Below are 24,109 nucleotides of genomic sequence, written 5' to 3' on the forward strand. Positions count from 1 at the left end.
TGCATGGCTGCTGCAAAGTTATCGAGAACTGGTTACCTCGACAGTCTGGGCCAATTGCACAGTTGCCTTGGGCAACTCTTCAGACTGAATTAGCCTCGGTACTCAGAGGTTCAGTGTCCAATTTTATTGGAGAGATATATCAGCGATATACCGGAGGATCGAATGAGCAGATCGTGTTTGGATCTCATGCCATATCAATTCCTGGCTTTATCGAGGTTCTGGCTCGCAGCCTTCACAGCCCTGAATTAGGCGCATTTTCGAAGACGTCGCAGCCTAGGGCAAGACAAAGTGGTGCAGATGCTGCTTCAACTGCTTCAGAATATACATCCTGCCCGTTGTGTGGTCACAGCGTAAAGACCGTAAATTTGACAAAGCACCAGAGAAGAAAGTGTCCTAGAAGGCCTGCTGCTTCACCACAAGCTACTATTGTTACTGAAGAGGCGCGGACGACTCCTGGGGGCCTTGTGTGGCCGCTTGGCAAGGACGAGACGTTGTGCCAACAGTGCGGCGTCAGAATCGGAATGGCGCGACTTGCTGAACATCTAGCTCAACGTTGCCCAAAACGTCCTCTGTAGATGCACAAAGCCGTTGGCACCGGAATTCTCACCCAGAACAGGAGCACCAATGCCCCCTTGCTATTCAGTCAACAGCCACCCCGTTGAAACCATTCTGTCCTGGGTCAAGGCCGGGGAGATTGCCATCCCTGAAATTCAACGTCCTTTTGTGTGGGACGCCACCAACGTTCGCGATCTGCTCGACTCCTTGTTCCAGGGCTACCCCGTGGGCTATCTCATCGCGTGGCGCAACCCCAGCGTGCGGCTGCGGGACGGCTCCCTGAGCGAGGGCAAGAAGGTCCTCATCGACGGTCAGCAGCGCGTCACGGCCCTCATGGCCGCAGTGCTCGGGTATCAGGTCCTCACCAAGGACTACAGGCTCACCCGCATCCGCATCGCCTTCAATCCGCTGAGCCGAAAATTTGAGGTTCTCAATCCGGCCATCGAGAAGGATGTGACGTGGATTCCGGACATTTCAGAGGCCATGAAGAACGCGGCAAACCCGTTCACCGTGTTCAAGGCCTACTGCGCCCTGAACCCAACAGTGGATCAGGAGCAGGTCATGCAGTCCATCACGGACCTGCTAGCCATCCGGAACAACCTGATCGGTTTTGTGGAGCTGGCGCACGACCTGGACATCGAGACGGTTACGGACATCTTCATCCGCATCAACTCCAAGGGCGTGGTGCTGAACCAGTCGGACTTCGCCATGTCCAAGATCGCCGCCAGCGAGAGCCACGGCGGGCCGATGCTGCGCAAGGCCATCGACTACTTCTGCCACATGGCGGTGGCGCCAGAGTTCTATGGGCAGATCGCCGAGCGCGACCCGGAGTTCGCGGCCACGGACTGGTTCAAGAAGATGACTTGGCTCAAGGACGAGAATGACGATCTCTATGACCCGTCCTACACGGACATGCTCCGCGTGGCCTGCATCGCGGCCTTTGAGCGCGGCAAGCTGTCGGACCTTGTGAGCCTGCTCTCGGGCAGGAACTTCGAGACCCGCCAATATGAGGACGAGATCGCCGCTGAGTCATTCGTGCGTCTCGGCGAGGGCATCAAGGACTTCATCAAGGAAACGCATTTCCAGCGCTTCCTCATGATCATCCGCTCCGCCGGGTTCATAGCCCCTGGCCTCATCCGGTCTCAGAACGCCCTGAACTTCGCCTACGCGTTGTACCTGAAGCTCCGCCGGGACAAGTATGACCCGGCAGTCATCGAACGCACGGTGAGACGCTGGTTCGTCCTCTCGCTGCTCACCGCCCGCTATTCCGGTTCCTTCGAAAGTCAGTTCGACTCGGACATCAAACGCGCCAAGGAAGGGGACTTCAGCGAGTTTCTGGCCCAGACGGAGCAGGCCGTGCTGTCTGAGTCGTTCTGGAGCTTTGGCTTGGTGCAGGAACTGGAGAAGGCTAGCACGAACAGTCCGTACCTGAACCTGTTCTGGGCCGCTCAGGTGAAGCTGGAGGACCGTGGGTTCCTCTCGAGAGACATCACCGTGGGGCAGCTCATCGCCCACCAGGGTGACATCCACCACATCTTCCCGCGTGAATACCTCAAGAAGCATGGCATGAAGCAGGGAGCGTACAACCAGATCGCCAACTTCGTGTTCACCCAGTCGGAGATCAACATCCGGATCGGCAACAAGGCCCCCAAGGCCTACTTCGTCGAGGCATTGGCGCAGTGCGCGGATGGGCCGCTCAAGCTGGGGGGCATTGATGACCGAGCTGAGCTGGAGAATAACCTGATCCAGAATTGTATCCCCGGCGCATCGCTCGATCTCGAGCAGGGGGATTACGCGGAGTTCCTCAAGGCGCGGCGAGAGCTGATGGCCCAGAAGATCAAGGCGTACTACAACACGTTGTGACGGGTTTGGTGTATAGATTGCGAGTGTACAGGGCGCGTACGGTTTAGAAAATGGATTCTGGGAGAGGATAATGGATTATTTTGAAGGCGTTGTGGCAACGTTGCTGGAATTTGAAGGCTATTGGGTAAATAGATCATTTAAGGTTGAGCTGACGATAGAGGATAAAAGAAGGATCGGCTTGCCTTGCATGCCTCGCGTTGAGTTGGATCTTCTCGCATATTGTGCTGCAAAAAATGAGCTTATAGTGTTTGAAGTGAAGTCGTATCTGGACTCTCCCGGCGTTAAGCTCAAGGATATATCGGAAAAGCATGATGTTCCCAAAGGCAGATACAAGTTGTTTACATCTGAAAGGTATCGAGAAGTAGTCTTCGGACGTTTGCGACAAGAGCTTATGCTTCGTGGCATGGCGAATTCTAAGACCATTGTCACACTTGGACTTGCTGCCGGGAAAGTATACCAAGGAAAAAGCAAAGATGTCGAAATGGTTATGAGGAATAGTGGGTGGCGGTATATTTCCCCAGAGGAAATAAAGTTATGTGTGATGGCTTTTGCGGACGAGGGTTATGAGAATGATCCAACAGTGATTGCCGCCAAAATCCTCACTCGAGATAAGCAGAAACAGTAGTCTTCACCTCGCCGCCATGGCGGTGGCTGGATATTTAGTTTGCTCTTCGACTGCTCTCGTAGTGACACGTCACCAATTATGACATCTCATTTCTCGCCCAAGTGCTTCAAGCGTAGCGTGGGTGTGTTTAGAATCCTCTTGCAGTGTCCGCAGGTCACCTCTGCTTCGATCAGCCTATTGGCAACCTGGGTGAACTTTACGTCTGGCTCGAGCATTTTATGCGCCCCACAGTATGTCAGGCGCTCACCATTCAGGGTGACGATTATGTGCCTTGCTCCATCCGGGTGACCTGGGCGGCCCCAGAAACCGATCTCGTACATGTGAATCTCCTGCGTCTAGGTTGTAGGGCTATTGGCGGTGTCCAAATTGGACGTTGAGCCGCTTGCGCCAATTGTTCACGGTCTGTGGTGAGACCCCGACGATACGGGCAATCTCGCGGTCTGACAGCAGGGACCGCTCAGGACACTTGAGGTACTCCAGAACAGCGTCCCTCTTCTTCGCGTTGGTGAAGGGAGCTTGCCGCCCAACTTGGACGCCGTTGGACAGGAAGTTTACGTCGTTACGGAACTGTTTGATGAACTTGTCCTGATCCTCATACTCAACGTACATGCCCTGGTTGCAGAGTTCCTCGTACTTGTCGAGCCTCGCCAGGACATCTTCAAGGCTCTGGGCTGGGAGCGAGACCAGTAGTTCTTCGAGGACAACGAACCGAGCGCTCACGGGTAAAGGGTGGAAGTCGATGTACTCATCAAGTGTGTGCCGTTCGTGCCAACGGTGGTTCCAATACCGCCACTCTTTCAGTGCATCGACGATGGTTGTCGGCAGGGGGTAAGCTTGGGAAACTGCTCGGCGGACAGAATCAGGTAAGTCAGCGTTCTTCGACACTGGCCCCCATCCGTCCAAGTTGGACACGTAGCCGTCCTCGTCCACTTCTGCCAAATGAGCGCAGGCTTTCTCCAACAACGCTTCCCTTTCACAGGGGGCCATGACGGCATCTTCTGAGCCGTAGCGCTCAATAATATCAGCTTGCTCCTTAAGCCGCGCTTCTTCCCGCTGACGGGCTTCCTCGGCAGCTCGAGCTTTGTATCCGGGTTCGTGCTTCTCCATGTAGTCAGCAAAACCAGCGAAGGGGTTATGCATCGTTGGGGCTGCGTCAGAAGGTGGTGAGGCGGGCGCGGAAATGACGTCCACCGCTTCCTCGAAGGTCATGCCTGCTGCGCACGCCACAGCCTCAGCCCTGTCCCTCGCGGCTTCTCGTTCGCCGTCGTAGGTAGTCGAGTTCATCGGGCTGTAGATTTTGGCGAACTTCTTCGTGTCTAGCTTCTCCGGCTCCATGGAATCTCCAGAAATGTGTTGCAGCTAAGGTAGATGCTGGTTTGGGCTACTCTGTGCGATCCAGCCCGGAGTGGGGGTATAGGTTATGAGCGCACAAGCTGCAAGTGCCTTTGGTGTTTAAGCTTAATGCCTACCGAAGTGGTTCTTCTGGACATGAGGGCTTTCTTTCATTTATCGGACTCACCCGGCTGCCCGGTAGCGGGGTGGCCATTTTGTGTACGAGGAGTTGACGTTGCAGGAACAGCACGAGAACCTGACTGAGGCTGCCGATGAGTCCGACCAGCTCCGGGACCGGCACTTCAACCCGTGGCGAATACCACGGACGGAGAAGGCGCGTGCGGCCATCCAGGATGTTGTCCATCAGCTCCAGAGTTTCGAGCGGCTCTACAAGCACCGCAAGCGCAAGCGCCGAGCGGTTGACCTGGAGGCCTTTGAGGCAACAGTCTCGGCCATCGCCTCGGACCTCATGTACCACCACCTCCTTGGGCATGGGGATGGGGTCTACATCACCCGGTCCAACCGCTACCTGGGGCGCAAGAGCCGCTACCGGCCCGCTGCCTACGGCAAAATCCTGCCGACCATCCTGGACCACATGGCCGAGCCTGAGATGGCGTACGCCGAGCAATCCATCGGCTACAAGGGCTACTTCGGCCCATCCAAGGAGACGACCATCCGCGCTAGCAAGCGGCTCATCACGCGAGTGGTGGAAGCCCGGCTTGAGCTTGGGGACTTCGGCATCTCCAAAGGTCAGGAGGTGATCCTGCTTAAGCGCGTGAAGAAGGGTGGCTGGGATGACGGCGGTCTTGAGGAGTACGAGGATACCCCGGAGACCATCCTGTTCCGGGAGCAGGTCATGACCATCAACGGCTGGCTGGAGTCCGTGGAGATCGACTTCGATGAGTACTACTGGCCAGGAGGCAGACCCGTTGATTCACGGGACCGGAGGCTGCGGCGTGTCTTCACACAGGGACGTTTCGATAGCGGAGGACGGCTGTTCGGCGGGTTCTGGCAGCCCCTGGGCAAGGAAGCACGCCGGAAGGGCCTGATGATCAACGGCGAGGACGTGGTGGAGCTGGACTACGGCCAGATGAACCCCCGCATCCTCTACGGCCTCTGCGGTGCGGAGCCGCCTGCGGGCGATGCCTACGCCATTCCCGACTTTCAGCACCACCGCAGTGGGGTGAAGAAGATCATGAACGCCATGCTGTTCGCCACCAAACGGCTGGTCAGGATGCCCAAGGGCGTCCGCAAGGCCTTCGAGGAACGGCACCGGGTGGAGGAAGTCATGGTCGCCATTGAGGCTGCCCACCCGGCCATCACGAGCTGCTTCTTCACCGGGATCGGCCATGAGGCCCAGTTCACCGAGAGCCAGGTGCTGGTAGATGTCCTTCTCACCCTTCGAGACCTGGGCATCCATGCCCTCCCTGTCCATGACTCCGTGATCGTGGGGAAGTCGAACCAGGACAAGGTCAGGGAGGTCATGCTCTCCTGCTTCCTCAAGGGAACTGGAGTACCTGGGATAGTGGAGGTGGTGGGGGGATGACCATGATCACCTACAACTACCAGTACCTAGAGGGGCTACTAATCTCCTTTAGTGGGACCCGTAAGCCATGACCGACTGGAACCAGCGCCAGAAGCGCAAGCAGGACGTGACCGCCCGTGCGGCCCTCCCCAACCATATGTACGGCTACTGCCGGGTGATTCACTGCGGCAAGCCCGCCAGGGCAGGTACTCCGGACGGCCTGGACGAGCGATACTGCCGCGCCCATGCCGATCACAATCAGCGGCATGGCAGCCCGCTCAAGGGATCATACACGGCCAAGGAGCTGAACCCCTACCGCCGGGCGGCCCTGGCCTGGATCGTGTCCCACGAGGACAGCCGGTGGGTGCAGAACGCGATCCAGCGGGTGAAGGGCCTCTACCAGCAGGCCGGGCCGTATGTGGAGGCCTTCCGCCTGCGTGGCCTGCCTCCTCAGCAGCGTGCCAAGGCGGCCCTGGCCCGGCTCAGGAAGCACGGCATCGACCCCCGGCTGGTCGTGGCGGCATGGCTGGCCGTGGAGATGCTGATCCAGGACGATCCTCAGCCCGTCCAGGGAACGGAGTTCAAGCGTGTGCAGGCGGCCAAGGTCATCCATCGAATGGCCTCCGGTTCCCACCGGCGCTGGGTGCGAGAGGTCGCCTCACCCGTCTGGTCGGGCCAGAAGCAGGATGTGATCCAGGAGCTTCACGTCTACCCCCGGAGCCGTGGCCGTGTTCTCAGGCACCTTGGGGAAGAACTGGAGTCGGCAGTGGAGCTGCTGGTGGATCACCACCTCGCGGACATCCACATCTTCAGGCGTGAGCAGGACGCGGCAGGGTCCTCAGGCGCTCGGGCTTATCCCAGGAATTGGGTGTCCAGACGCAGGCAGAAGGATGACGAAAAGACTTGAAACTGTTCCAGTGAGGCGTTACATTCGGCTCAGGAACAGTGACGATATCTAGCTGAAGAGAAAGGATTTCCTTGTCTCCAGACGAGAATCCCTCCCTCTCCGCCAGAAAAACCAAGGGTCACGGTATACGCCGTGACCCTTTTTTTGCGCCTAAAAACAGACCCAAAAGCGCAACATGTACCCCTGATTTGTACCCTTTGACGAAAAATTGTCCGGTTCGCCACTAGAATGCTGGCGATTCTTGCTATCCTGTCTTCAATCATGTGCAGCTTGAGTGACGCGTTCAGCGTTTGTCTTGTGGTGATAAAAATGTCGTAGCATTGCGGTTGTTTTTCCTTTGGCTTCTTGTATAAATCGTAACACTCTAGTAACGAATCAGAAAAGCGGATACGCTTTCGAAATTTTCCGGGAATGAGTGCGCCACTGGTCTCTTCGGCAGACCTGATCCCTTGTCGTTCAAGCCTGCTCTGGAGGGACAAGAAGCGATGGATGAGTCATCTTCTGGCCGTGGGGAGAAGGGCGGCAAAACGATTGCCGCACCTGCAACTCTGCCGTCAGCCGCTGCGGAGCCTCGCGTTCAGTTTGGGATTCTGGCCCTTCTCGGCTGTTTGGCGCGATTCTTCAGGCCGTATTGGCGCAGGGCCGCCATCGTTGTCGTCGGCCTCATCGTTGAAATGGCTTTCAGTTCTGCGCTTCCCTTCTCGTTCAAATTCATCGTCGATGACGGGCTCGTAGGCAAGAATCACAGCCTGCTGATTACGATCATCATCGCCTTGGCGGTCGGCGCTTTGGCTGTGTCGGTTGTGGGGTTGCTTCGCGATTTTCTCTTCGCTCGTTTGGCTTCGCAGATCTTGAGGGACTTGCGGGCCTCCATGTTCGAGCAGTTGCAGCGTTTGTCCATCGACTTTTATGGCCGCACCAACGCGGGGGATGTGCTCTCGCGGTTCTCTGGCGATATCGTATCCGTTGAAAACGCCCTCGTCAGCTCAATTCCCTGGGGGGTGCTGCCCACCCTGGACGTTTTTGCCAACACGTTGCTCTTGTTCTGGCTCGACTGGCGGTTGGCGCTCGTGTCCATGCTTGTTTGGCCGCTGTGCCTGCTTGGGCCGCGCTTCTTCGCGCCGCGCGCCGTGGATGCGAGCTACGCCCGCAAGCAGGACGAGGGCGGTACGCTCGCCGTGGTCCAGGAGAACATCCAGTCGCAACCCGCCGTCAAGGTGCTCAACCTGCAGAACGAGGCCATGCGCATCTTCGGCATTCGCAACTCAAAGTTGGCGGAGAGCGTGCTCAAGGTGAGCTTCTTCTCCGCCATGGTCGAGCGCTCGGCGGGGGTCAGCATCATGCTGCTGCAGGTATTGGTCCTGGCCATAGGAGCCTGGATGACCTCAGTGGACCTGCTCTCTGTGGGAACCCTGACTGCTTTTCAGGCGCTCTTTCTCAATTTGTCGATATCCCTTTCCTACACCACGCAATATGTGCCGACCCTGGTCCAGGCGGCGGGCGGCATGGAGCGCATCAACGAACTGTTCGCGGTTGTGCCTGGCGTTGTCGATAAGCCCGCCGCCGTGGAGCTGCCGCAGCTGGTCCGGGGAGTGCGCTTCGAGTCCGTGAGTTTCGGTTATGACGAGGCGAGCACGGTTCTGCGCGATCTGAACATCGAACTGCGGGCCACGGAGTCGGTGGCTTTTGTCGGCGCCAGCGGGTCTGGCAAGAGTACGGTCTTGAGCCTGCTGATGCGGCTTTATGAGCCCAGCGCAGGTCGTGTCACCCTGGACGGGGTGGACCTGCGCGACTCGACTCAGGCATCTCTCAGGGCCCAGATGGGCGTGGTGTTTCAGGAGAGCTTTCTGTTCAACGCAAGTGTTGCCGAGAACATCCGTTTTGGTCGTCTTGATGCCACCCGCGACGAGATCGAAAACGCTGCGCGCGCGGCTGAGATTCATGAGGTCATTGCCGCCTTGCCTGAAGGCTATGATTCGCAGATAGGCGAGCGTGGTGGCCGTCTGTCCGGCGGTCAGCGCCAGCGCATCGCCATTGCGCGCGCCATTCTCCGCGAGCCGCGCATCCTCGTGCTCGACGAAGCTACCTCGGCCCTTGACCCGGGAACCGAGTCCGCCATCAACGCCACCCTGGCTCGGATTGGCAGTGGGCGCATGGTCGTCTCGGTGACGCACCGGCTGGCCGCCGCAGTGAATGCCGACCGAATCTGCGTTCTGGACAAGGGGCGGCTGGTCGAGTCGGGCAGCCATGCGGAATTGCTTGAACACAACGGACACTATAAGCGGTTATGGGAAAAGCAGAGCGGATTCCAGCTTAGCCCCAGCGGCGAACAGGCCATCGTGGCGCCGGAATGGCTGCGCCGCGTGAAGCTGTTCGATCAGCTCGACGACCGGCTGTTGCGGTTGCTTGCGACGCTTTTCGCCACGGAAAGACATCCCGAGGGACGTCTGATCATCCATCAGGGCGATCAGGCCGACCGCTTCTACATCATCGTGCGCGGTGCGGTTGAGGTTCTCATGACGGAGGAGCCAGGCACCGAGCGGAGGGTGGCGGTTCTGGAGGATGGAGATCATTTCGGCGAGATAGCGCTGCTGCATTCCGTTCCACGTACGGCCAGCGTGCGCACGCTTATGCAGAGCACATTGCTGTCGTTGCAGCGCCAGCAGTTTGAGTTGTTGCTCGAGCAGGCTCCAGAGCTTCGTGCTCGCATCGACTCCGTTCATTGTGAGCGCCTCATCGCCTCGGACACAAACAATGAAATGATGGAGAGTCCAGCATGATGCATCCCGACACTGAATTGCGGTTCATCAGCCCTGAGGTCGGGTACGGGGTCTTTGCGGTCAAGCCCATCCCACGTGGGACAGTGACTTGGATACTGTGCAACTTCGACATGGTTTTCACGCCAGGCGAGGTGGCCGCATTGCCTGCGCCCTACCAGCCCATCATGGAGAAATACGCCTACACCGATGCCGAGGGGAACCAGGTTTTGTGCTGGGATCATGGCCGTTACGTGAATCATAGCTGTGATCCGGCCATTCTCGGTGTTGGTCGTGATTTTGAGGTGGCCGTACGAGACGTTGCTCCTGGGGAGGAGATAACTTGCGAATACGGCGGGCTCAACCTCACCAGGGAGATGCAGTGCTGCTGCGGTGTATCGACCTGCCGGGGGGTGATCGGCGGCGGGGATGTGCTGCTGCTTTGGCCGGAACTCGATAAATGTATCGCCCAGACCCTGCGCTATGCGCGCCAAGTGCCCCAGCCATTGCTGCCATTTTCCCGCAATGCCGGTCAGTTCTGGGATTGGGTGGATGGGCGCTCCGCCGTGCCGAGCCATCGCGCCTATCACGCCAAGCCCCCAGTTCAAGGCCGATGATTCATCCTGCCACGGAACTGCGTTTCGTCGATGCGGTCATGGGATTCGGCGTTTTCGCCACGGCCCCGATTCCTCGCGGCACCATTGTCTGGGTCCTTGATCCACTCGACCGCGTGCTGACGCAGGACGATGTCGCATTGTTGCCCGCAGCCATGGGCTTTGACGCGGAGCGGCATCTCTGGCTCAGCCAGGATGGCCGGTATGTGCTGGCCTGGGATTTGGCGCGCTACGTCAACCACTCGTGCGTGCCTAATTGCGCGGGCACTGCGGTCGGGTGTGAGATTGCCCTGAACGACATCGCGGTTGGGGATCAAATCACCAACGACTACGCCGAACTTGGGATGTCGCCGGGGGAGAGCCTTGTGTGCCGATGCGGTGCCCAGCACTGCCGGGGAATCGTCTCTTCGGGGCAGGAGGATCTGATCCGGCAAGCCATTGTTAAATCGGTGGAGGGGGCTTTGCTCTGCGTTGGTTCGGTGGAGCAGCCGCTCTTGTCGCTGTTGACTGAGCAGGGGCGGGCGCAGATCCTGGCCCTGAATGCTTGAGGCATTGCTCACCGAGTCAGCACCATAGGGATGTGCACTGGGGGCTGGGCGTATTCGCTCCGTATCGCATCGTGGCGAGTGGACTTGGGTGAGGGGGAACGCGTGCTTTCTTGGGCGCGGCGAGTTGACTCCTCTGTGGGGCTGATGCATGCTCATATCAGCCCGAAACCGGAAAAAAATGGAGTCTCGCCATGGTGTTGACGTTCAAGAAAATTCTGGTCCCGGTGGATAATTCCGAGCATTCACGCAACGCCCTTCGCTATGCCCTTGGCTTGGCGCAGACCCAGGGGTCTTACGTGGCCCTGCTGCACTGTTTTGGCCGAATCCCCTTGCTCATTGGGGGAGAGCCTAGGAGAGAGCTGGTTCGCGAGCTGGTGCGAGAGTCGGAAAAGCTGTTGGCCCCCTACGCCAAAAAAATGCGCGACCTCGACCTTGAGCCTGTGCTGATCATCAAGGAGGGTCGCGCGGGTGAAGTCATAGTGCAGGAGGCCAAGTCCGGCGATTACGACCTCATCGTCATGGGCTCGCGCGGCTTGACTGATGTTCAGGGCCTTATCATGGGCAGCGACGCCCACCGCGTGCTTTCTGCGGCGCATTGCCCGGTGCTTATTACTCGTTAGAAACTTCCCCGACTTGATGATTGCCGCCTTGGCCCGGCCCTGCATGGGGTCGGGCATTTTTTCTGTTTTGGGCCTTCGGTTCCAGGCGGTCGGCGTAAAGACGCGCGCCCTCGTGGATGACGTTGTTGTTCAAGAAGTCTGCGGGAGAGGAAATTGTGGTGCTTTCCACGTGCTTCATGGCGGAGAGGAGCGGCTGGGCCGCCCCGTTGCTTTGATTGATCATGTCGCGCTGCAATTTCTCGCACATGTAGTGGACGCAGCGCGGCGACTTGAACAACCGCAGGGTGCAGCCGTCCTCGGCCAGCAGGCGGCAGTAGCCTGGTCGCATGGTGCGCCCCTTGCGGTGGTGGGCGCTTTCATCTTTTTGCAGCAGGCCGATCATGTGCGCCATGTGCAGCGCCGCCGGGGAATTCTGGGAACTCATGAGGTCCGTAATGTTCATAATGACGTAGTGCTCGTGATTGCAACATCCGGCAGGCGGGGTCGGGCAACCTGCGCCGCAGAAGGCGCGTGGCCCGGATTGGAGAATGACGTCCACCTGGCGGATGTACAGAGAGTAAGCAATGACCAGGCGGCGCACGTTGCTGTGCCGAGACCCAAGGTGCCCGCTCAGGCGTTCGATCTGATTATTGACGCTGGAGTCTGAAAGGAACGGGTAATCCCTGTCGGCCAGTGACTCCAGGTCGCCGTCGATAGCACTGTGGTCCGGCTGCGCAAGAGCGCCAAGCCAGCTTTCTATTTGCATGGGGAAACCTCTGGTTCCTGGCGCAGTCGGCCTGCGGAATTGCCAGACGTCCATGCCATTTCTGCTACAATTATAAGTGGTTTGCCGTAAGAAATAAAGGAAACAGTTGTGGCCGCCCCAGGCAGGTTTTGCTGGCGCATGGTTGTACGTATCTTGCATTGATCGCGCGGCCCGCTAAGCGCTCTCCGGCAGCAACGTTCACGTACGTATCAACATATGAACTCTTCCAAAGGTCCGAACATGGAAATATTCGCAAAAATAATCAACGCCTGTTACGATAAGGGGTATTCGGACCTGCATATCACCGGCGATCATCCACTGGTGTGCCGTCGCGACGGCGAGATTTTTTTTCAGAAGCAGCACGTGCTCTCGCCTCAGTATGTGGACCAGTTGGTGGAAACCATCCTGAACCCCCGGCAGAAGCGGCAGCTCAAGGAGCAGTGGTCCACGGACCTGGCCTTGTCCGTTTCCGGCAAGCGGTTGCGCATCAACGCCTTCAGCTCCCACCGGGGCGTCAGTCTGGCAATCCGCTTTTTGCCCAGCGCAATACCCGACCTTGAGGGTTTGAACCTGCACCCTTCGCTCAAGGACTTTTGCGCCATGAAGTCTGGTTTGTTGCTCATCTGCGGTTCCACGGGCAGCGGGAAGACTACCACCATCGCCGCCCTCATCAACGAGATCAACACCTCGCGCGCCTGCCACGTGGTGACTTTGGAAGATCCCATCGAATACCTGTTCACCTCCAGGAACGCCTTCATCGAACAGCGCGAGCTGGGAAAGCACTTCCACACTTATCAGCATGGCTTGCTTGATGTGCTTCGCCAGGCACCGGATGTCATCGTGGTGGGCGAAATGCGCACCCCGGAAACAATCCAGCTTTCGCTGGACGCGGCGGAATCGGGGCATCTGGTCATCGCCACCATGCACGCAGGATCTCATGAGGAGGCTGTGCACCGCATGTGCAGTTTGACTCATTCGATGTCGAGCGAGCACACCCGCCTGCAACTTTCCCAAAGTCTTGCAGGCATAGTGAACCAGCAGCTGCTTTACATGCCCAAGCTTCGGCATTCCGTGCCGCTGCTTTCGGTCATGCGCAACACTCGCGCCATCGCCACGCTCATCCGCGACAATAAGCTTTCTCAGTTGGACAGCATGATTGAGACTTGCAAGGACAAGGGCATGTTCACCTTGGCGGCCTACCGCGAGGACTACCTCGCCAAGCGTACAGCGTTCCGCCAGCCCCTGGGGCTGAACGCCCCGAACACCGCCCAGGTTCCGCAGGAATACGCTTCCCGAATTTTCAACTATAACGCCCAGGCAGAGCTGCGCTGGGACGGGGTGGCTGCGGTAGCGCCCGTTCCTGTGGCCGTGGCGGTCCCCTCCTCGGATAGCGCCTTCGGTTTTCCCTCTGCGGACATCGACGACTACATTTCTGAACTGGAGCGCCGCTCAGTTTAGGCGCACAGCCGGAGCGCGAGATGCACGCGATTTGCTTCCGGTTCTTGCCATAAGCGTATTGTTATCATATAGACCGATAGTGTGGGGGCGGCTGCCCCCATTTACAGCTGCAGGGCCAGCAGCCAGATGTTTGCCGTACGGGGGGGGGCATGCCGGGTTTGTATCTTGACCGCGTACCGCGCTGGGCGGTGTACGTATTGAGCGTAGCGGCCCCGCTGGCGACCCTTGCCCTGCGTATGGGTATTGCCCATGATTTCGGCGACAGGCCCATGCTGATCCTTTTTATGGCTCCCATCATTCTCTGCTCGCTGACCGGCGGCCTGTGGCCCGGTCTTCTGGCCACAGCCGTCAGCACCCTTGGCGTCAATTACATGGCCATCCCGCCGTTGGGCTCCTTAAGCATTGAAACCCGGCACGACCTCGTCCAATGGCTGTTTCTTGTTCTTTGCGGAGTGCTGGTCAGTGTTCTGAGCGAGCGGCTGCTTCGTATGACTCGCGGGCTGGCCAGGAGCGAGTCCAGCTTTCGCACCTTGTTCAACACCATGAACGAGAGCCTCTGCGTGCTTGAGCTTGTGCGCGACGCTGACGGAACGCCGGTGGATTTTCTCGTGCGTGACGTTAACCCCGCCTACGAGCGCACCCTTGGCCTCAGCCGATCGCAGGTGCTTGACAAGCGGGTGACAGAAATCTTTGGCCTGAAAGCCCCGCCGGATCTCGACGTCTACGTCGCCATGCTGGAGCGGCAGCAGCCAACGAATTTTGACAGTTACCAACATGAGTTGGGCCGACACTTTCAGGTGGCAGCTTTTCCCATTCAGGGCGAGGTGCTCGGCGTTCTGTTTCAGGACATCACCCAACGCCGCCTTTCAGAGGAAGCGCTCTACGCCAGCGAAAGCCGTTTTCGCGAGCTGTTCAACCGGGCGCCCATGCCCTTGTGCTCCGTGGACAAGCAGGGGAGGGTGCTGAACGTCAATCAACGGTTTATGAGCACCTTCGGCTACACCCTCGCGGATACGCCCACTCTTGAAGACTGGTGGCGGCTGGCCTACCCGGATCCGCAGTACCGCGCCGAGGTGCGGGAGACCTGGGGCGAAGATGTGGAAGCCGCCGCAGATGGTCGGCAGGAAATTTCTCCGCGCGTGTACCATGTGACCACAAAAAGCGGCGAGGTGCGCGACCTCATAATTTCCGGCATCGCCACCCGAGATGGGTTTGTGGCCACCTTCACAGACGTGACGGAGCGTCTGCGCGCCGAGGAAGCTCTGCGCCAGAGCGAACTCATGTTCCGAACCGTGGCGGACTTCACCTACGACTGGGAGTATTGGCGCGGAACGGACGGCAGGATGGTCTGGGTATCACCTTCTTGCGAGCGCATTTCTGGGTACAGCGCGGAAGAGTTCATGGCCGATGGCAACCTTGTCTACCGCATCGTCCACCCGGAAGACGCAGCCATTTTTGCTCGCCATCTTGGCGATATTTCCTATCCTGGCAGCAAGCATTGCTCCATGGACATCCGCGTCGTCACGCGCGCTGGCGAGACCAAATGGGTGAACCATAAATGTGAGAGCATCGCCCGCGAGGATGGCGCTCCGCTGGGTCGGCGCGTTTGCAACACGGATATTACTGAGCGCAAACGCATGGAGCTGGCCCTTGAGGAAGCCAAGGACGTGGCCGAGGCCTCCAACTCCGCCAAAAGCGAGTTCCTGGCCAACATGAGCCACGAGATCCGCACTCCGATGAACGGCATGCTGGGCATGCTCCAGCTTATGCAGGGAGGCGTATCATCACAGGAAGTGAAGGAATATGTCGCCCTGGCCCTGGACGCTGGACGCAGGCTTCTTGGGCTTTTGAACGACATTCTGGACTTCTCCAGCATGGAGGCCGGGCGCCTGGCCTTGCACCAATCGCCCTTGCGCCTGCAAGCCATGTTCGACTCCGTCGGTAATCTGTTTCACCTGGCTTGCGCGCCAAAGGGGATTGCACTCTCACTCCATGTCTGGCCTGGTGTGCCGCCCGTGCTGATGGGCGATGAAGCCCGCCTTCGGCAGATCCTCTTCAATCTGGTGGGCAACGCCATCAAGTTCACACCCAAGGGGTCGGTGCGGGTGGAGGCCTGGAGCGCTCCCCATGCGTCCCAGCCTGAGGCTGTGCGCCTGCACCTGTGCGTCAGCGATACGGGCATCGGCATTCAGGACGAGCAGGTGGATTATGTGTTCAAGCGCTTCACCCAGTCAGACGCCAGCTTCGCCCGCAAATACGAAGGCGCTGGGCTCGGGCTGGCCATTGTCAAACGTCTTGTGGATCTTATGGGCGGGACCATCATGGTGGATACCGAGGTGGGCCGTGGAACGGATATTCACCTTGCGCTGGTGCTCGGACTGCCGAAGGCCGGGGACGAAACCCTGACGCTTCCGGGGGACAGAACCTCATCCGGTCGTCCTTTGCGCCTGCTGCTGGCCGAGGACGAGCTGGTGAGCCGTCTTGCCGTGCGCACCATGCTTACTCGCATGGGGCATGATGTGGTGGCCGTGGAGAACGGCCTGGAGGCTGTGCGCGCTTTCAGTGAACAAGATTTTGACTGCGTCTTTATGGATATTCAGATGCCGGAGTTGGATGGCGTTGAGGCAGCCCAACGCATCCGGGCCATGCAGGTCATCGGCGCGCGGCCACAGGCGCCGGTCATTGCGCTCACGGCCTATGCCATGCCCGGCGACCGCGAGCGTTTTATCGACAGCGGCATGGACGGCTACGTGAGCAAGCCGGTGCAGGATGTCGACCTGGCCGATGTGCTTGATTCCCTGTTTCCCGCCGTTTGAGTTCCCTCTTCACGCCAGCCGCAAATCCGGGTATACCCCCACGACACCTCGCAATTACATTGCAGAGAATCCGGAGGCTCCCCGAATGTTCAGAGATATCCCCCAGTCCGTTGAGGTCACCCAGGGCCATCTGAAGGCTCTTGAGGCTTGGCGCTGCGCCCAAGGCATGGAGAGCAAACGCCTGTTGCCGCAGGTGACGCTGGAGACAGGCAAGTTGCTGGCGCTGTTGCTGGCCAACTGTCCGGCTGGAGATGCCGTTGAGCTGGGCACCGGCGCGGGGTATTCCGCCCTTTGGCTGGCTTTGGCCTGCCGGGCCACTTCGCGCAAGCTTGTTACCTTTGAGTTGGATGCGGCCAAGATTGAACTGGCGCGGCATTGTCTGGATGCGGCGGGCGTGTGGGATGTGGTTGAGCTGCGTGAGGGCGATGCAGTTGAAGGGCTCAAATCACTGTCCGAGTTTTCTTTTTGTTTTATCGACGCCGACAGGAGCATGGTCCGGGAAGCCTATGAGCTGGCGCTTGCCGCGTTGGTCAGGGGCGGGCTTATCGTCGTCGATGGCACCATCAGCCACGAGTCCGAGATGCATCAGTTTTTGTTTGATATTGAGGTGGACCAGCGCGTGGACGTGGTTATTGTGCCCAACGGCGCGGGCTTGCTGATCTGCCGTAAGGTGTAGCGGGCAAGCTGCGGGGCTGGTATTTGGCCCACGCGAAACATACAAGGGCCGACCCGGACGCGAAAACGTCTGGATCGGCCCTTGTATGTTTCGACGGCGGACGGGCTCCTGCTACTTCGCGCCTACGTGGTCCTTGTAGGCCAGCACTGAGTTCTTCATGAGCATGGCGATGGTCATGGGGCCGATGCCGCCAGGAACCGGGGTCATGGCGCTGGCCGTGTCCACGATGCATTCGTAGTCGCAGTCGCCCATGAGGCAGTCGTCAACGCGGTTGATGCCCACATCCACCACCACTGCGCCCTTTTTCACCATGTCGCAGGTGATGAACTTGGGCTTGCCGATGGCGGCGAAGAGGAAGTCGGCCTGGCGGCACTGCTCGGGCAGGTCCGGTGTGCGGGAGTGGCACAGGGTCACCGTGGCGTCGCCGAAGCGGCCCGGCTGGGAAAGCATGATGGACAGGGGGCGGCCCACGATGTTGCTGCGGCCCACCACCACGGCGTGCTTGCCCTGGGTGGACAGGTCGTAGCGGCGCAAAAGCTCCATGACGCCAGCCGGGGTGCAGGGCGCGAAGCCGGGCAGACCCTGGGCCAGGCGGCCCATGTTCGCAGGGTGGAAGCCGTCCACGTCCTTGTCCGGGCGGATCTGCTCCAGGCAGCGGCGGCTGTCCAGTCCCTTGGGCACGGGCAGCTGCAGCAGGATGCCGTCCACGTTCACATCAGCGTTGAGCTGGTCGATGAGGGCCTCAAGCTCTTGCTGGGTGGTCTCTGCGGGCAGGCGGTGGGGGAAGGAGTTGATGCCGACTTCGGTGCAGGCGCGCTCCTTGTTGCGAACGTAGACCTGGGAGGCCGGATCGTCGCCCACCAGGATGACGGCCAAGCCGGGCGCGCGTCCGAATTTAGGGGTGAGCTCGGCCACTTCGGCCTTGAGCTCGGTGCGGATGGATTGGGCGGTGGCTTTGCCGTCAAGCACGATCATGGGAACCTCCGGGGCGTGTTGTTTCGCGGCGCGCGCAACTCACGCCGCCCGCTGGCTGTTTACGGAAAAGGCCTGCGCTTGTCGAGGCCCGCGCTTTTGCTGTGCGGCGCGGCTCAGCGCACCGTCACCTCGACCCTGCGGTTCTTGGGCTCGTGGGGATTGCCGCTGATGACCAGCGGGTTGGCCGAGCCGTGGGAGGCCACCTCAAAGGCTTCGGGCGGCATGCCCGCCTTGAGCAGCAGCTTGCGCACGATCTCTGCCCGGCGGCGCGAGATGTCGATGTTGTAGTTTTCGTCGCCCGCTGCGCTGGCGTGGCCCACGATGGCGATGTCCCGCGAGGACCGCTCCCGCGCGGTGGACAGAACCTTTGGCAGCAGGGCTTGTGATTCAGGCGTGAGGCGCGTGGTCTCGCTTTCAAAGTTCAGGATGAAGCGAACCGGCTTTTCGGGCAGGGCGCGCCGCGCCGCGCCGAAGAGCGCCTCGCTCTCGGCCTCGGTCAAGGCCTCGGGCTGCGTGGGCATGGATTTGGCGTTGGCCACGCGCACGGCGTAGCCAGCCTGCGTCAACTGCGCGGAGCCGCCCTGCGTTGTCACTGTCACCTGGCCTACATGGCCGTCTGGATCGGGCAGAAGCTGGACCACGTTGCGCGGCTTGCCGCAGCCGGGAAGAATCGTCAGGGCAGACAACAGCAGCAGGGTGGGAAGGGCGATGCGGCGCGCGGTCATTTGGCGAGTTCCTTCGTGTCAGGAGATGCCTGCGCGGCCTCTTCCGGCGTCTCGAAACCCGGCTCAACATTGAGCAGAAAGTGTGTGCCCCGGATGCCGATGCTGTAGATGGGCGTTTCCACTTTGGCCATGGCGGGGTTCAGCTTCACGATCTCGCCGCTCACAGCGGCCATGGATCCGCGCGAAAGCTTGAGCACCTGGGCCAGCGCTCCCTTCTCGGGCTCAAACAGAAAGCGTTCCACCACGAGCCTGCTTCCAGGCCCCAGCGCAAGGGTGGAGTTGTCGCGCAGGATCAAACCCAGGGCGGAGCCTTTGCCCGTGGTCAGCACGTCCTTTTCAAAAATGCGATCACCGGATCTGAGCGCCAGGGGGGCCGCTCCAGCGCGGAGCACCTGTGCTTCGCCGTTGACGGATTTCACGCTTCCGGCTGGGCTTTCCCCTGCGGCCAGGGCTTGGCTCGCAAGGAAAAGCGGCAGTGCAAGGGTGGCCAGGGCAAGGAGCGGGCGGCATTGGGTGTTGTTGTGTGGTGGCATTGATAATCCTTCAGTTTTCAAAGCTACGCTCGGCTTTGGATGGGGTCAATGGGATGATTGGAGCTGGGCTATGGCAGGGGCAGTCCAAGCCACCAGTGGAGCAGCCAGGGGCCAGCCAGGAGGTACCCTGCGGCCCCGGCGCACAGGAAAGGGCCAAAGGGCAGCCGGGCCTGCATGCCGCGTGAGCGCGCCGCCAGAAGCCCGGCGGGCAAGGCCAGGCAGGCCCCGGCGAAGAGTGTAACGCCCACGGCGGCAGGGCCGAGCAGTGCTCCCACCAGGAGCATGAGCTTGGCGTCGCCCAGGCCCATGCCATCCACGCCGCGGATACGGCGGTAGAGCACGGAAACCAGCCACAGCCCGCCTCCGCCGAGCAGCGCGCCGGTGAGCGCCGGTTGCCAGCCGATGCCCAGGGTCCACAGGGGCGGCAGCAAAAGCGAGCAGGCCAGCGCCGCAGCCGCGCCAGGCAGGGTCAGCACGTCGGGCAGCAAGTATGTCTCCAAATCAATGAGCGAGAGAATAAGGAAGAGCGTGGCGAAAAGAATCGCGGCCAGGAAGTGCAGGGTGGGGCCGAACACCGCCATGGCCGCCAGGGCGAAGCCGCTGCTGGCAAGTTCCGTCAGGGGGTAGCGGGCCGGAATCTTGCCCTGGCAGAAGCGGCATTTGCCGCCTTGCAGCAGCCAGCCCAGGAGCGGAATGTTTTCGCGCCAGGACAGGGTGTGCCCGCAGGCCGGGCAATAGGAGCGCGCAGGGGAGAGTACGCTGCCTCCCTGCGCCAGTCGGTGTCCGGCGCAGGTGGCGAAGCTGCCCAAAATCAGGCCCAGCAAGCCTGCCAAGGGCAGGAGCAGGGCGCTGGGCGGGAACTGGGTTGCGGGCATTGTTTCGGGGCTCCTTGTGCGCCTTCGCGGACTTGCCGAACGGCGCGATCTGCTGCATGATGCGCCGGGCCGGTGGACCCGTCTGCATTGAGGCCAGCTAGCGCATTTCGGCCATGTCCACAAGCCCGGCAACCACGCGACCATCACGCGACCAGCAAGAGGAAGCTCATGTCCGATACAGCCCGTTTCATTCCGAGCCTTTCAGCCGACGAAATTTCCGCCCTCCAGCTTTCGGGCCTCAAGTGGACCGTGGCCCACGCCTTTGAGGGCAGCCCGTTCTATCGCGCCCGCCTGGCCGAGAAGGGCCTTGCTCCGGGCGACATCAAGGATCTGTCGGACATCACCAAACTGCCTTTCACCACGGCGCAGGATCTACAGACAGGCTACCCCCTGCCGCTTCTCTCCGTGCCGGAAGAGCGCGTGGTGCGCATCCACGGCTCAAGCGGCACCACGGGCAAGCGCAAGATCCTCACCTACACCCAGAAGGACATCGACGACTGGGCGGGCATGTTTGCCCGCTGCTACGAGATGGCGGGCTTGACCGTGCTCGACCGCGTGCAGATCTGCGTGGGCTATGGTTTGTGGACCGCTGGCGCGGGCTTTCAGCTGGGCTGCGAACGCTTCGGGGCCATGGCGCTGCCTGTGGGTCCCGGCATGCTCGACATCCAGTTGCAGATGCTCACCGACCTGGGCGCCACTTGCCTGTGCAGCACCGCCAGCATGGCGCTCCTGCTGGGCGAGGAGGTGGAGAAGCAGAACCTGCGCGGCAAGCTCAAGCTCAAGCGCTCCATCTTCGGGGCCGAGGCCCACACCCGGAAGATGCGCCAGCGCTTCGAGGAGGCCCTGGGGCTGGAGCACAGCTTCGACATCTCCGGCATGACCGAGATCTACGGACCTGGCGCGGGCATCGAGTGCGAGGCCCACGAAGGCATCCACTACTGGGCCGACATGTACATCCTGGAGATCATCGACCCGGTGACGCTTCTGCCCGTGGCTCCCGGGGAGCTGGGCGAAATGGTCATCACCAGCCTGAAGAAAGAGGCCAGCCCGCTTATCCGCTACCGCACCCGCGACATGACCCGGCTCATCCCCGGCCTGTGCCCCTGCGGTTGCGGCATGCCTCGACATGAGCGCATCCAGGGCCGCAGCGACGACATGATCATTTTCCGCGGCGTGAACATCTACCCCGGCCAGGTGGCGGCGGTGCTGGAGAAGCACGCCGAGCTCAACAGCGAGTACCAGATCGAGCTTTCCCGCGTGGATGGCCTGGACCATATGGTGGTGCGCGTGGAGAAGCGGCCCGGCGTGGCGGTTTCCGGTTGCGCCTGCGATGACGCCCTGGCTACCGCAGTGGCTGAGGACATCCGCAACCAGATCCTGGTGCGCAGCAAGGTGGAGGTGCTGGAGCCCGGCAGCCTGCCGCGCAGCTTCGCCAAGACCAAGCGCGTCATCGATTCCCGCGACAAGGATTGATTGCGCCAAGACTCATCGTGTTGAGGGCTGGCGTGAGCCTGACCAACCGCACAGATTAACCCCGGAGGGGCGCCATGCCGAGCCTGACCAACGCAACGGACCGGCACGTGGTCATTGACCGCCGCGACGGGCATTACCTGTGTTTCCCGGACGTCTGCCCAACCGGCGACGGGACGCTTCTTTGTGCCTACAACGAGTTCGACCGCCATGTGGGCTCGCGCCGCAGGCTGCTGCTCAAGGAAAGCCGCGACCAGGGCCGCACCTGGAGCGAGCGTCGCATGCTCTGGGCCCTGGACTCGCACTGCCCTCGTTTGTCCCGACTTTCCGACGGGGTCATCATCCTCACCGATGACGCCGGGCCGACAATCCTTTGGAGCACGGACAATGGCCGTACCTGGGCCGACCAGCCTGGCACCGGCCTGGGGCATGGGCTCATCGACCGCGTGCTGGAACTGGACGGCCAGACTCTGTTCACCACAGGGCATCTGCACCGGGGCAGTCAGCCCAGGCACAAGATCCGCCAGGCTCCAACCGAGCAGATGGCCTATGTTTCACGCAACCTGGGTCGTACCTGGGAGGCGTTTTCGGTCATCGCCAACGAGAAATGCCTGGTGCTGTGCGAGGCCTCTGTGGTGTGCCTGCCGGGCCAGAGCGAAGGAGACGACGGCGCTGTGCGCCTGCTGGCGCTGATGCGCGAAAATTCCTTCGTGGGCGAGCCTATGTATTTCTGCATCAGCGACGACGGCGGCGCCAATTGGAGCGCCCCCGCGCCCACGCCGTTCATCGGCCACAGGCCCACCCTGGGCTGGACGCGTTCCAGCAAGCTGCTGTTGACGTATCGCGATGTGGGCCCCAACCCCGGCACCAAGGCCTGGTTGGGCGATCTGGACGAACTCTGCTCGGGCTTCGCCGTGCATGGCCTGCACGCCGCCGCAGACAGTGCGGCCCTCGCCCCGGATGGCCTGCTTGTGCGCAACGAGGCCGGACCGCAGTCGCCGGTGCGCTATTTTTTACGGCCCATCACCGACCCGGGGCGCGCCCACGCGGAGTTCGAGGCCGAGGTGCTGGTGCGCCATGCCGATGAGAACGGCTGCGGCATCCGCCTGGGCCTGTGGTGGAGGCTCTACCGGGACTGCATTGTGCCCGACGCCGAGGGGGCCGGGGCTTTCGCCTGGGAGCCGGACAGGCCGCACACCGTGCGCATCACCTACGAGCCCGGCCTGTGCCGTCTGTTCGTGGATGGTGAACCCTGCGGCGAGTACCCGGTGGACCCGCTGGATGGCGATACGCGGCCCATCATTGTGGGCGCGGTGTCGCGCACCGTGGACAACGGCTGCGAGGTGCTGTGGCGGCGCATGTCCTTGTCCATCCGCGAGCCCGGATTCGGGCGCGAGTATTCCTGGCGCTGGGACCACACCCAGGGCCTGCCCGACGCCTTCATCAACAGCAGGGTGCTGGAGCTCAAGAACGACCGCCTGGCAAGCCCGGTGGACTTCGGCTACTCCGGCTGGGCCGAACTCGCTGACGGCGAATTTCTATGTGCGTACCACCATGGCGGCGGCGATGAGCCCGGCTATGTGCCCGGCGAAAGCGCGCACATCATGGGGACGCGGTTTTTTGAAAACGATTTTGGAGTCATTGCGTGATCACCATTCCCATCGTCGCCCCAGAATGGCCGGAGTACGAGCTCATCGACTCTGGCAATGGCCGCAAGCTGGAACGCTTCGGCAAATATTCCATCGTCCGCCACGAGCCTAAGGCCTGGTGGCGGCCCGCCTTGGCCGAGCGCGACTGGGCCGAGGCCCATGCCAGCCAGGACGAGGAGGGCAGGCTGACCATAACGAAGAAGCTGCCCGCTGCCTGGCCCCTCAAGCTTGATCTCGGCGTGGGCGGCCCTGGCGGCAAGCCGCTCTGCGTCTCCCTTGAGGCCCGCATGAGCGAGACTTCGCGCCATATCGGCCTGTTCCCGGAGCAGGCGCCCCACTGGCGGCTCATTGCCAAACTGGGCGCGGAGTTGACGCAGGCCGCCAAATCCGGCCAAGGCAAGCCGGGCGAAGCCAGGCCGCGCCTGCTGAACCTCTTCGGCTATACCGGAGCCGCCAGCCTGGCCGCGCAGGCCGCTGGGTTCAGCGCCACCCATGTGGACGCTTCGCGCCCAGCCATCGCCTGGGCGAAACGCAACCAGGAGCTCTCAGGCCTGTCCGACACGCCGGTGCGCTTTTTGTTGGACGATGTGGTGAAGTTCGTGCAGCGCGAGAAACGGCGCGGCAACCGCTACGAGGTCATCCTCCTTGATCCGCCGTCCTTTGGCCGCGGCCCTAACCGCGAGGTCTGGAAGGTGGAGGGCATGGTGCGCGACCTGCTGGTGGACTGCCGCGAACTGCTGTCCGACCAGTCGCGTCTGCTGCTGCTCACCATGTACAATATCGAGGCCTCGGCGCTCATGCTCGGCAACCTTATGGACGACGTGCTGCGCGGCTTGCCCGGC

Annotated in this window: 20 protein-coding genes; 14 read left to right on the plus strand and 6 right to left on the minus strand. The window is 60.9% G+C overall.

Features of this window, described 5'->3' with window-relative positions; genetic code table 11:
- Positions 1-624: 624 nt before the first annotated feature.
- Positions 625-2,418 (plus strand): DUF262 domain-containing protein, encoded by a 1,794-nt coding sequence (locus Q8O35_RS04180; RefSeq protein WP_305570910.1) that lies wholly within the window; start codon positions 625-627, stop codon positions 2,416-2,418.
- A gap of 70 nt (positions 2,419-2,488) precedes the next feature.
- Entirely contained in the window at positions 2,489-3,043 is a 555-nt protein-coding gene (locus Q8O35_RS04185; protein ID WP_305570912.1) for a hypothetical protein, read from the plus strand.
- A gap of 348 nt (positions 3,044-3,391) precedes the next feature.
- On the opposite strand, the gene Q8O35_RS04190 is transcribed toward Q8O35_RS04185, so the two are convergent.
- The gene (locus Q8O35_RS04190; protein ID WP_305570914.1) at positions 3,392-4,378 is read right to left on the minus strand and encodes a helix-turn-helix domain-containing protein; all 987 of its coding nucleotides are present in this window, start codon (positions 4,376-4,378) and stop codon (positions 3,392-3,394) included.
- A gap of 232 nt (positions 4,379-4,610) precedes the next feature.
- Between Q8O35_RS04190 and Q8O35_RS04195 the strand changes: the two genes are divergently transcribed.
- The 6 genes from Q8O35_RS04195 (at position 4,611) to Q8O35_RS04220 (ending at position 11,345) form a co-directional block, all read left to right on the plus strand.
- Positions 4,611-5,921, plus strand: coding sequence for a hypothetical protein (locus tag Q8O35_RS04195; RefSeq protein WP_305570916.1), 1,311 nt, complete (start codon positions 4,611-4,613; stop codon positions 5,919-5,921).
- A gap of 67 nt (positions 5,922-5,988) precedes the next feature.
- Positions 5,989-6,807: a hypothetical protein gene (locus Q8O35_RS04200; protein ID WP_305570918.1), complete on the plus strand. Its 819-nt coding sequence runs from the start codon at positions 5,989-5,991 to the stop codon at positions 6,805-6,807.
- 449 nt (positions 6,808-7,256) lie between these two features.
- Positions 7,257-9,587, plus strand: a complete 2,331-nt coding sequence (locus Q8O35_RS04205; RefSeq protein ID WP_305570920.1) for an ATP-binding cassette domain-containing protein — start codon at positions 7,257-7,259, stop codon at positions 9,585-9,587.
- Positions 9,584-10,180 carry an SET domain-containing protein gene (locus Q8O35_RS04210; protein WP_305570922.1) on the plus strand — a complete coding sequence of 199 codons (597 nt, stop codon included), beginning with the start codon at positions 9,584-9,586 and terminating at the stop codon, positions 10,178-10,180. Before Q8O35_RS04205 ends, Q8O35_RS04210 begins: the two co-directional genes overlap by 4 nt.
- On the plus strand, positions 10,177-10,725 hold the full coding sequence (locus Q8O35_RS04215; protein ID WP_305570924.1) for an SET domain-containing protein: 549 nt from the start codon (positions 10,177-10,179) through the stop codon (positions 10,723-10,725). The genes Q8O35_RS04210 and Q8O35_RS04215 overlap by 4 nt, the downstream gene beginning before the upstream one ends.
- A 191-nt stretch (positions 10,726-10,916) precedes the next feature.
- Complete coding sequence (locus Q8O35_RS04220) at positions 10,917-11,345, plus strand: universal stress protein (protein ID WP_305570926.1); 429 nt, start codon at positions 10,917-10,919, stop codon at positions 11,343-11,345.
- Here the strand turns inward: Q8O35_RS04220 and Q8O35_RS04225 are convergent.
- Entirely contained in the window at positions 11,335-12,090 is a 756-nt protein-coding gene (locus tag Q8O35_RS04225) for a hypothetical protein (protein ID WP_305570928.1), read from the minus strand. The genes Q8O35_RS04220 and Q8O35_RS04225 overlap by 11 nt on opposite strands.
- Positions 12,091-12,330: 240 nt before the next feature.
- On the opposite strand from Q8O35_RS04225, the gene Q8O35_RS04230 reads away from it, so the two are divergent.
- The 3 genes from Q8O35_RS04230 (at position 12,331) to Q8O35_RS04240 (ending at position 17,040) form a co-directional block, all read left to right on the plus strand.
- The gene (locus tag Q8O35_RS04230; RefSeq protein ID WP_305570930.1) at positions 12,331-13,548 is read left to right on the plus strand and encodes a type IV pilus twitching motility protein PilT; all 1,218 of its coding nucleotides are present in this window, start codon (positions 12,331-12,333) and stop codon (positions 13,546-13,548) included.
- Positions 13,549-13,697: 149 nt separating this feature from the next.
- On the plus strand, positions 13,698-16,364 hold the full coding sequence (locus Q8O35_RS04235) for a PAS domain S-box protein (protein ID WP_305570933.1): 2,667 nt from the start codon (positions 13,698-13,700) through the stop codon (positions 16,362-16,364).
- Between the two features lie 85 nt (positions 16,365-16,449).
- Positions 16,450-17,040 carry an O-methyltransferase gene (locus Q8O35_RS04240; RefSeq protein WP_305570935.1) on the plus strand — a complete coding sequence of 197 codons (591 nt, stop codon included), beginning with the start codon at positions 16,450-16,452 and terminating at the stop codon, positions 17,038-17,040.
- Between the two features lie 111 nt (positions 17,041-17,151).
- Here the strand turns inward: Q8O35_RS04240 and folD are convergent, their stop codons facing one another.
- From folD to Q8O35_RS04260, 4 genes are all read right to left on the minus strand, one after another.
- Positions 17,152-18,015, minus strand: a complete 864-nt coding sequence (gene folD, locus Q8O35_RS04245) for a bifunctional methylenetetrahydrofolate dehydrogenase/methenyltetrahydrofolate cyclohydrolase FolD (protein WP_305570937.1) — start codon at positions 18,013-18,015, stop codon at positions 17,152-17,154.
- Between the two features lie 113 nt (positions 18,016-18,128).
- Positions 18,129-18,740 (minus strand): OmpA family protein, encoded by a 612-nt coding sequence (locus tag Q8O35_RS04250; RefSeq protein ID WP_305570939.1) that lies wholly within the window; start codon positions 18,738-18,740, stop codon positions 18,129-18,131.
- On the minus strand, positions 18,737-19,273 hold the full coding sequence (locus Q8O35_RS04255; RefSeq protein ID WP_305570941.1) for a FecR domain-containing protein: 537 nt from the start codon (positions 19,271-19,273) through the stop codon (positions 18,737-18,739). Before Q8O35_RS04255 ends, Q8O35_RS04250 begins: the two co-directional genes overlap by 4 nt.
- 68 nt (positions 19,274-19,341) lie before the next feature.
- A complete protein-coding gene (locus tag Q8O35_RS04260; protein WP_305570943.1) occupies positions 19,342-20,148 on the minus strand; it encodes an A24 family peptidase in 807 nt (268 codons plus the stop codon).
- Between the two features lie 168 nt (positions 20,149-20,316).
- Here Q8O35_RS04260 and Q8O35_RS04265 point away from each other — a divergent pair, with 168 nt between their 5' ends.
- The 3 genes from Q8O35_RS04265 to Q8O35_RS04275 form a co-directional block, all read left to right on the plus strand.
- Positions 20,317-21,621, plus strand: a complete 1,305-nt coding sequence (locus Q8O35_RS04265) for a phenylacetate--CoA ligase family protein (RefSeq protein WP_305570945.1) — start codon at positions 20,317-20,319, stop codon at positions 21,619-21,621.
- A 74-nt stretch (positions 21,622-21,695) separates the two neighbouring features.
- The gene (locus Q8O35_RS04270) at positions 21,696-23,267 is read left to right on the plus strand and encodes a sialidase family protein (RefSeq protein WP_305570947.1); all 1,572 of its coding nucleotides are present in this window, start codon (positions 21,696-21,698) and stop codon (positions 23,265-23,267) included.
- Positions 23,264-24,109: class I SAM-dependent methyltransferase (locus Q8O35_RS04275; protein ID WP_305570949.1), on the plus strand; the 846-nt coding region annotated here is incomplete at its 3' end. The genes Q8O35_RS04270 and Q8O35_RS04275, both read left to right, overlap by 4 nt.

The organism is Humidesulfovibrio sp. (assembly GCF_030689645.1).
GTDB lineage: Bacteria > Desulfobacterota > Desulfovibrionia > Desulfovibrionales > Desulfovibrionaceae > Humidesulfovibrio.

Excerpts from the sequence above, each read along its gene's own strand:
- Q8O35_RS04210 (WP_305570922.1), top strand. The coding sequence starts at position 9,584 with ATGATGCATCCCGACACTGAATTGCGGTTCATCAGCCCTGAGGTCGGG.
- Q8O35_RS04180 (WP_305570910.1), top strand. The coding sequence starts at position 625 with ATGCCCCCTTGCTATTCAGTCAACAGCCACCCCGTTGAAACCATTCTG.
- Q8O35_RS04230 (WP_305570930.1), top strand. The coding sequence starts at position 12,331 with ATGGAAATATTCGCAAAAATAATCAACGCCTGTTACGATAAGGGGTAT.
- Q8O35_RS04240 (WP_305570935.1), top strand. The coding sequence starts at position 16,450 with ATGTTCAGAGATATCCCCCAGTCCGTTGAGGTCACCCAGGGCCATCTG.
- Q8O35_RS04260 (WP_305570943.1), bottom strand. The coding sequence starts at position 20,148 with ATGCCCGCAACCCAGTTCCCGCCCAGCGCCCTGCTCCTGCCCTTGGCA.
- Q8O35_RS04255 (WP_305570941.1), bottom strand. The coding sequence starts at position 19,273 with ATGCCACCACACAACAACACCCAATGCCGCCCGCTCCTTGCCCTGGCC.
- Q8O35_RS04220 (WP_305570926.1), top strand. The coding sequence starts at position 10,917 with ATGGTGTTGACGTTCAAGAAAATTCTGGTCCCGGTGGATAATTCCGAG.
- Q8O35_RS04265 (WP_305570945.1), top strand. The coding sequence starts at position 20,317 with ATGTCCGATACAGCCCGTTTCATTCCGAGCCTTTCAGCCGACGAAATT.
- Q8O35_RS04270 (WP_305570947.1), top strand. The coding sequence starts at position 21,696 with ATGCCGAGCCTGACCAACGCAACGGACCGGCACGTGGTCATTGACCGC.
- Q8O35_RS04215 (WP_305570924.1), top strand. The coding sequence starts at position 10,177 with ATGATTCATCCTGCCACGGAACTGCGTTTCGTCGATGCGGTCATGGGA.
- folD (WP_305570937.1), bottom strand. The coding sequence starts at position 18,015 with ATGATCGTGCTTGACGGCAAAGCCACCGCCCAATCCATCCGCACCGAG.
- Q8O35_RS04235 (WP_305570933.1), top strand. The coding sequence starts at position 13,698 with ATGCCGGGTTTGTATCTTGACCGCGTACCGCGCTGGGCGGTGTACGTA.
- Q8O35_RS04250 (WP_305570939.1), bottom strand. The coding sequence starts at position 18,740 with ATGACCGCGCGCCGCATCGCCCTTCCCACCCTGCTGCTGTTGTCTGCC.
- Q8O35_RS04185 (WP_305570912.1), top strand. The coding sequence starts at position 2,489 with ATGGATTATTTTGAAGGCGTTGTGGCAACGTTGCTGGAATTTGAAGGC.
- Q8O35_RS04225 (WP_305570928.1), bottom strand. The coding sequence starts at position 12,090 with ATGCAAATAGAAAGCTGGCTTGGCGCTCTTGCGCAGCCGGACCACAGT.
- Q8O35_RS04190 (WP_305570914.1), bottom strand. The coding sequence starts at position 4,378 with ATGGAGCCGGAGAAGCTAGACACGAAGAAGTTCGCCAAAATCTACAGC.
- Q8O35_RS04200 (WP_305570918.1), top strand. The coding sequence starts at position 5,989 with ATGACCGACTGGAACCAGCGCCAGAAGCGCAAGCAGGACGTGACCGCC.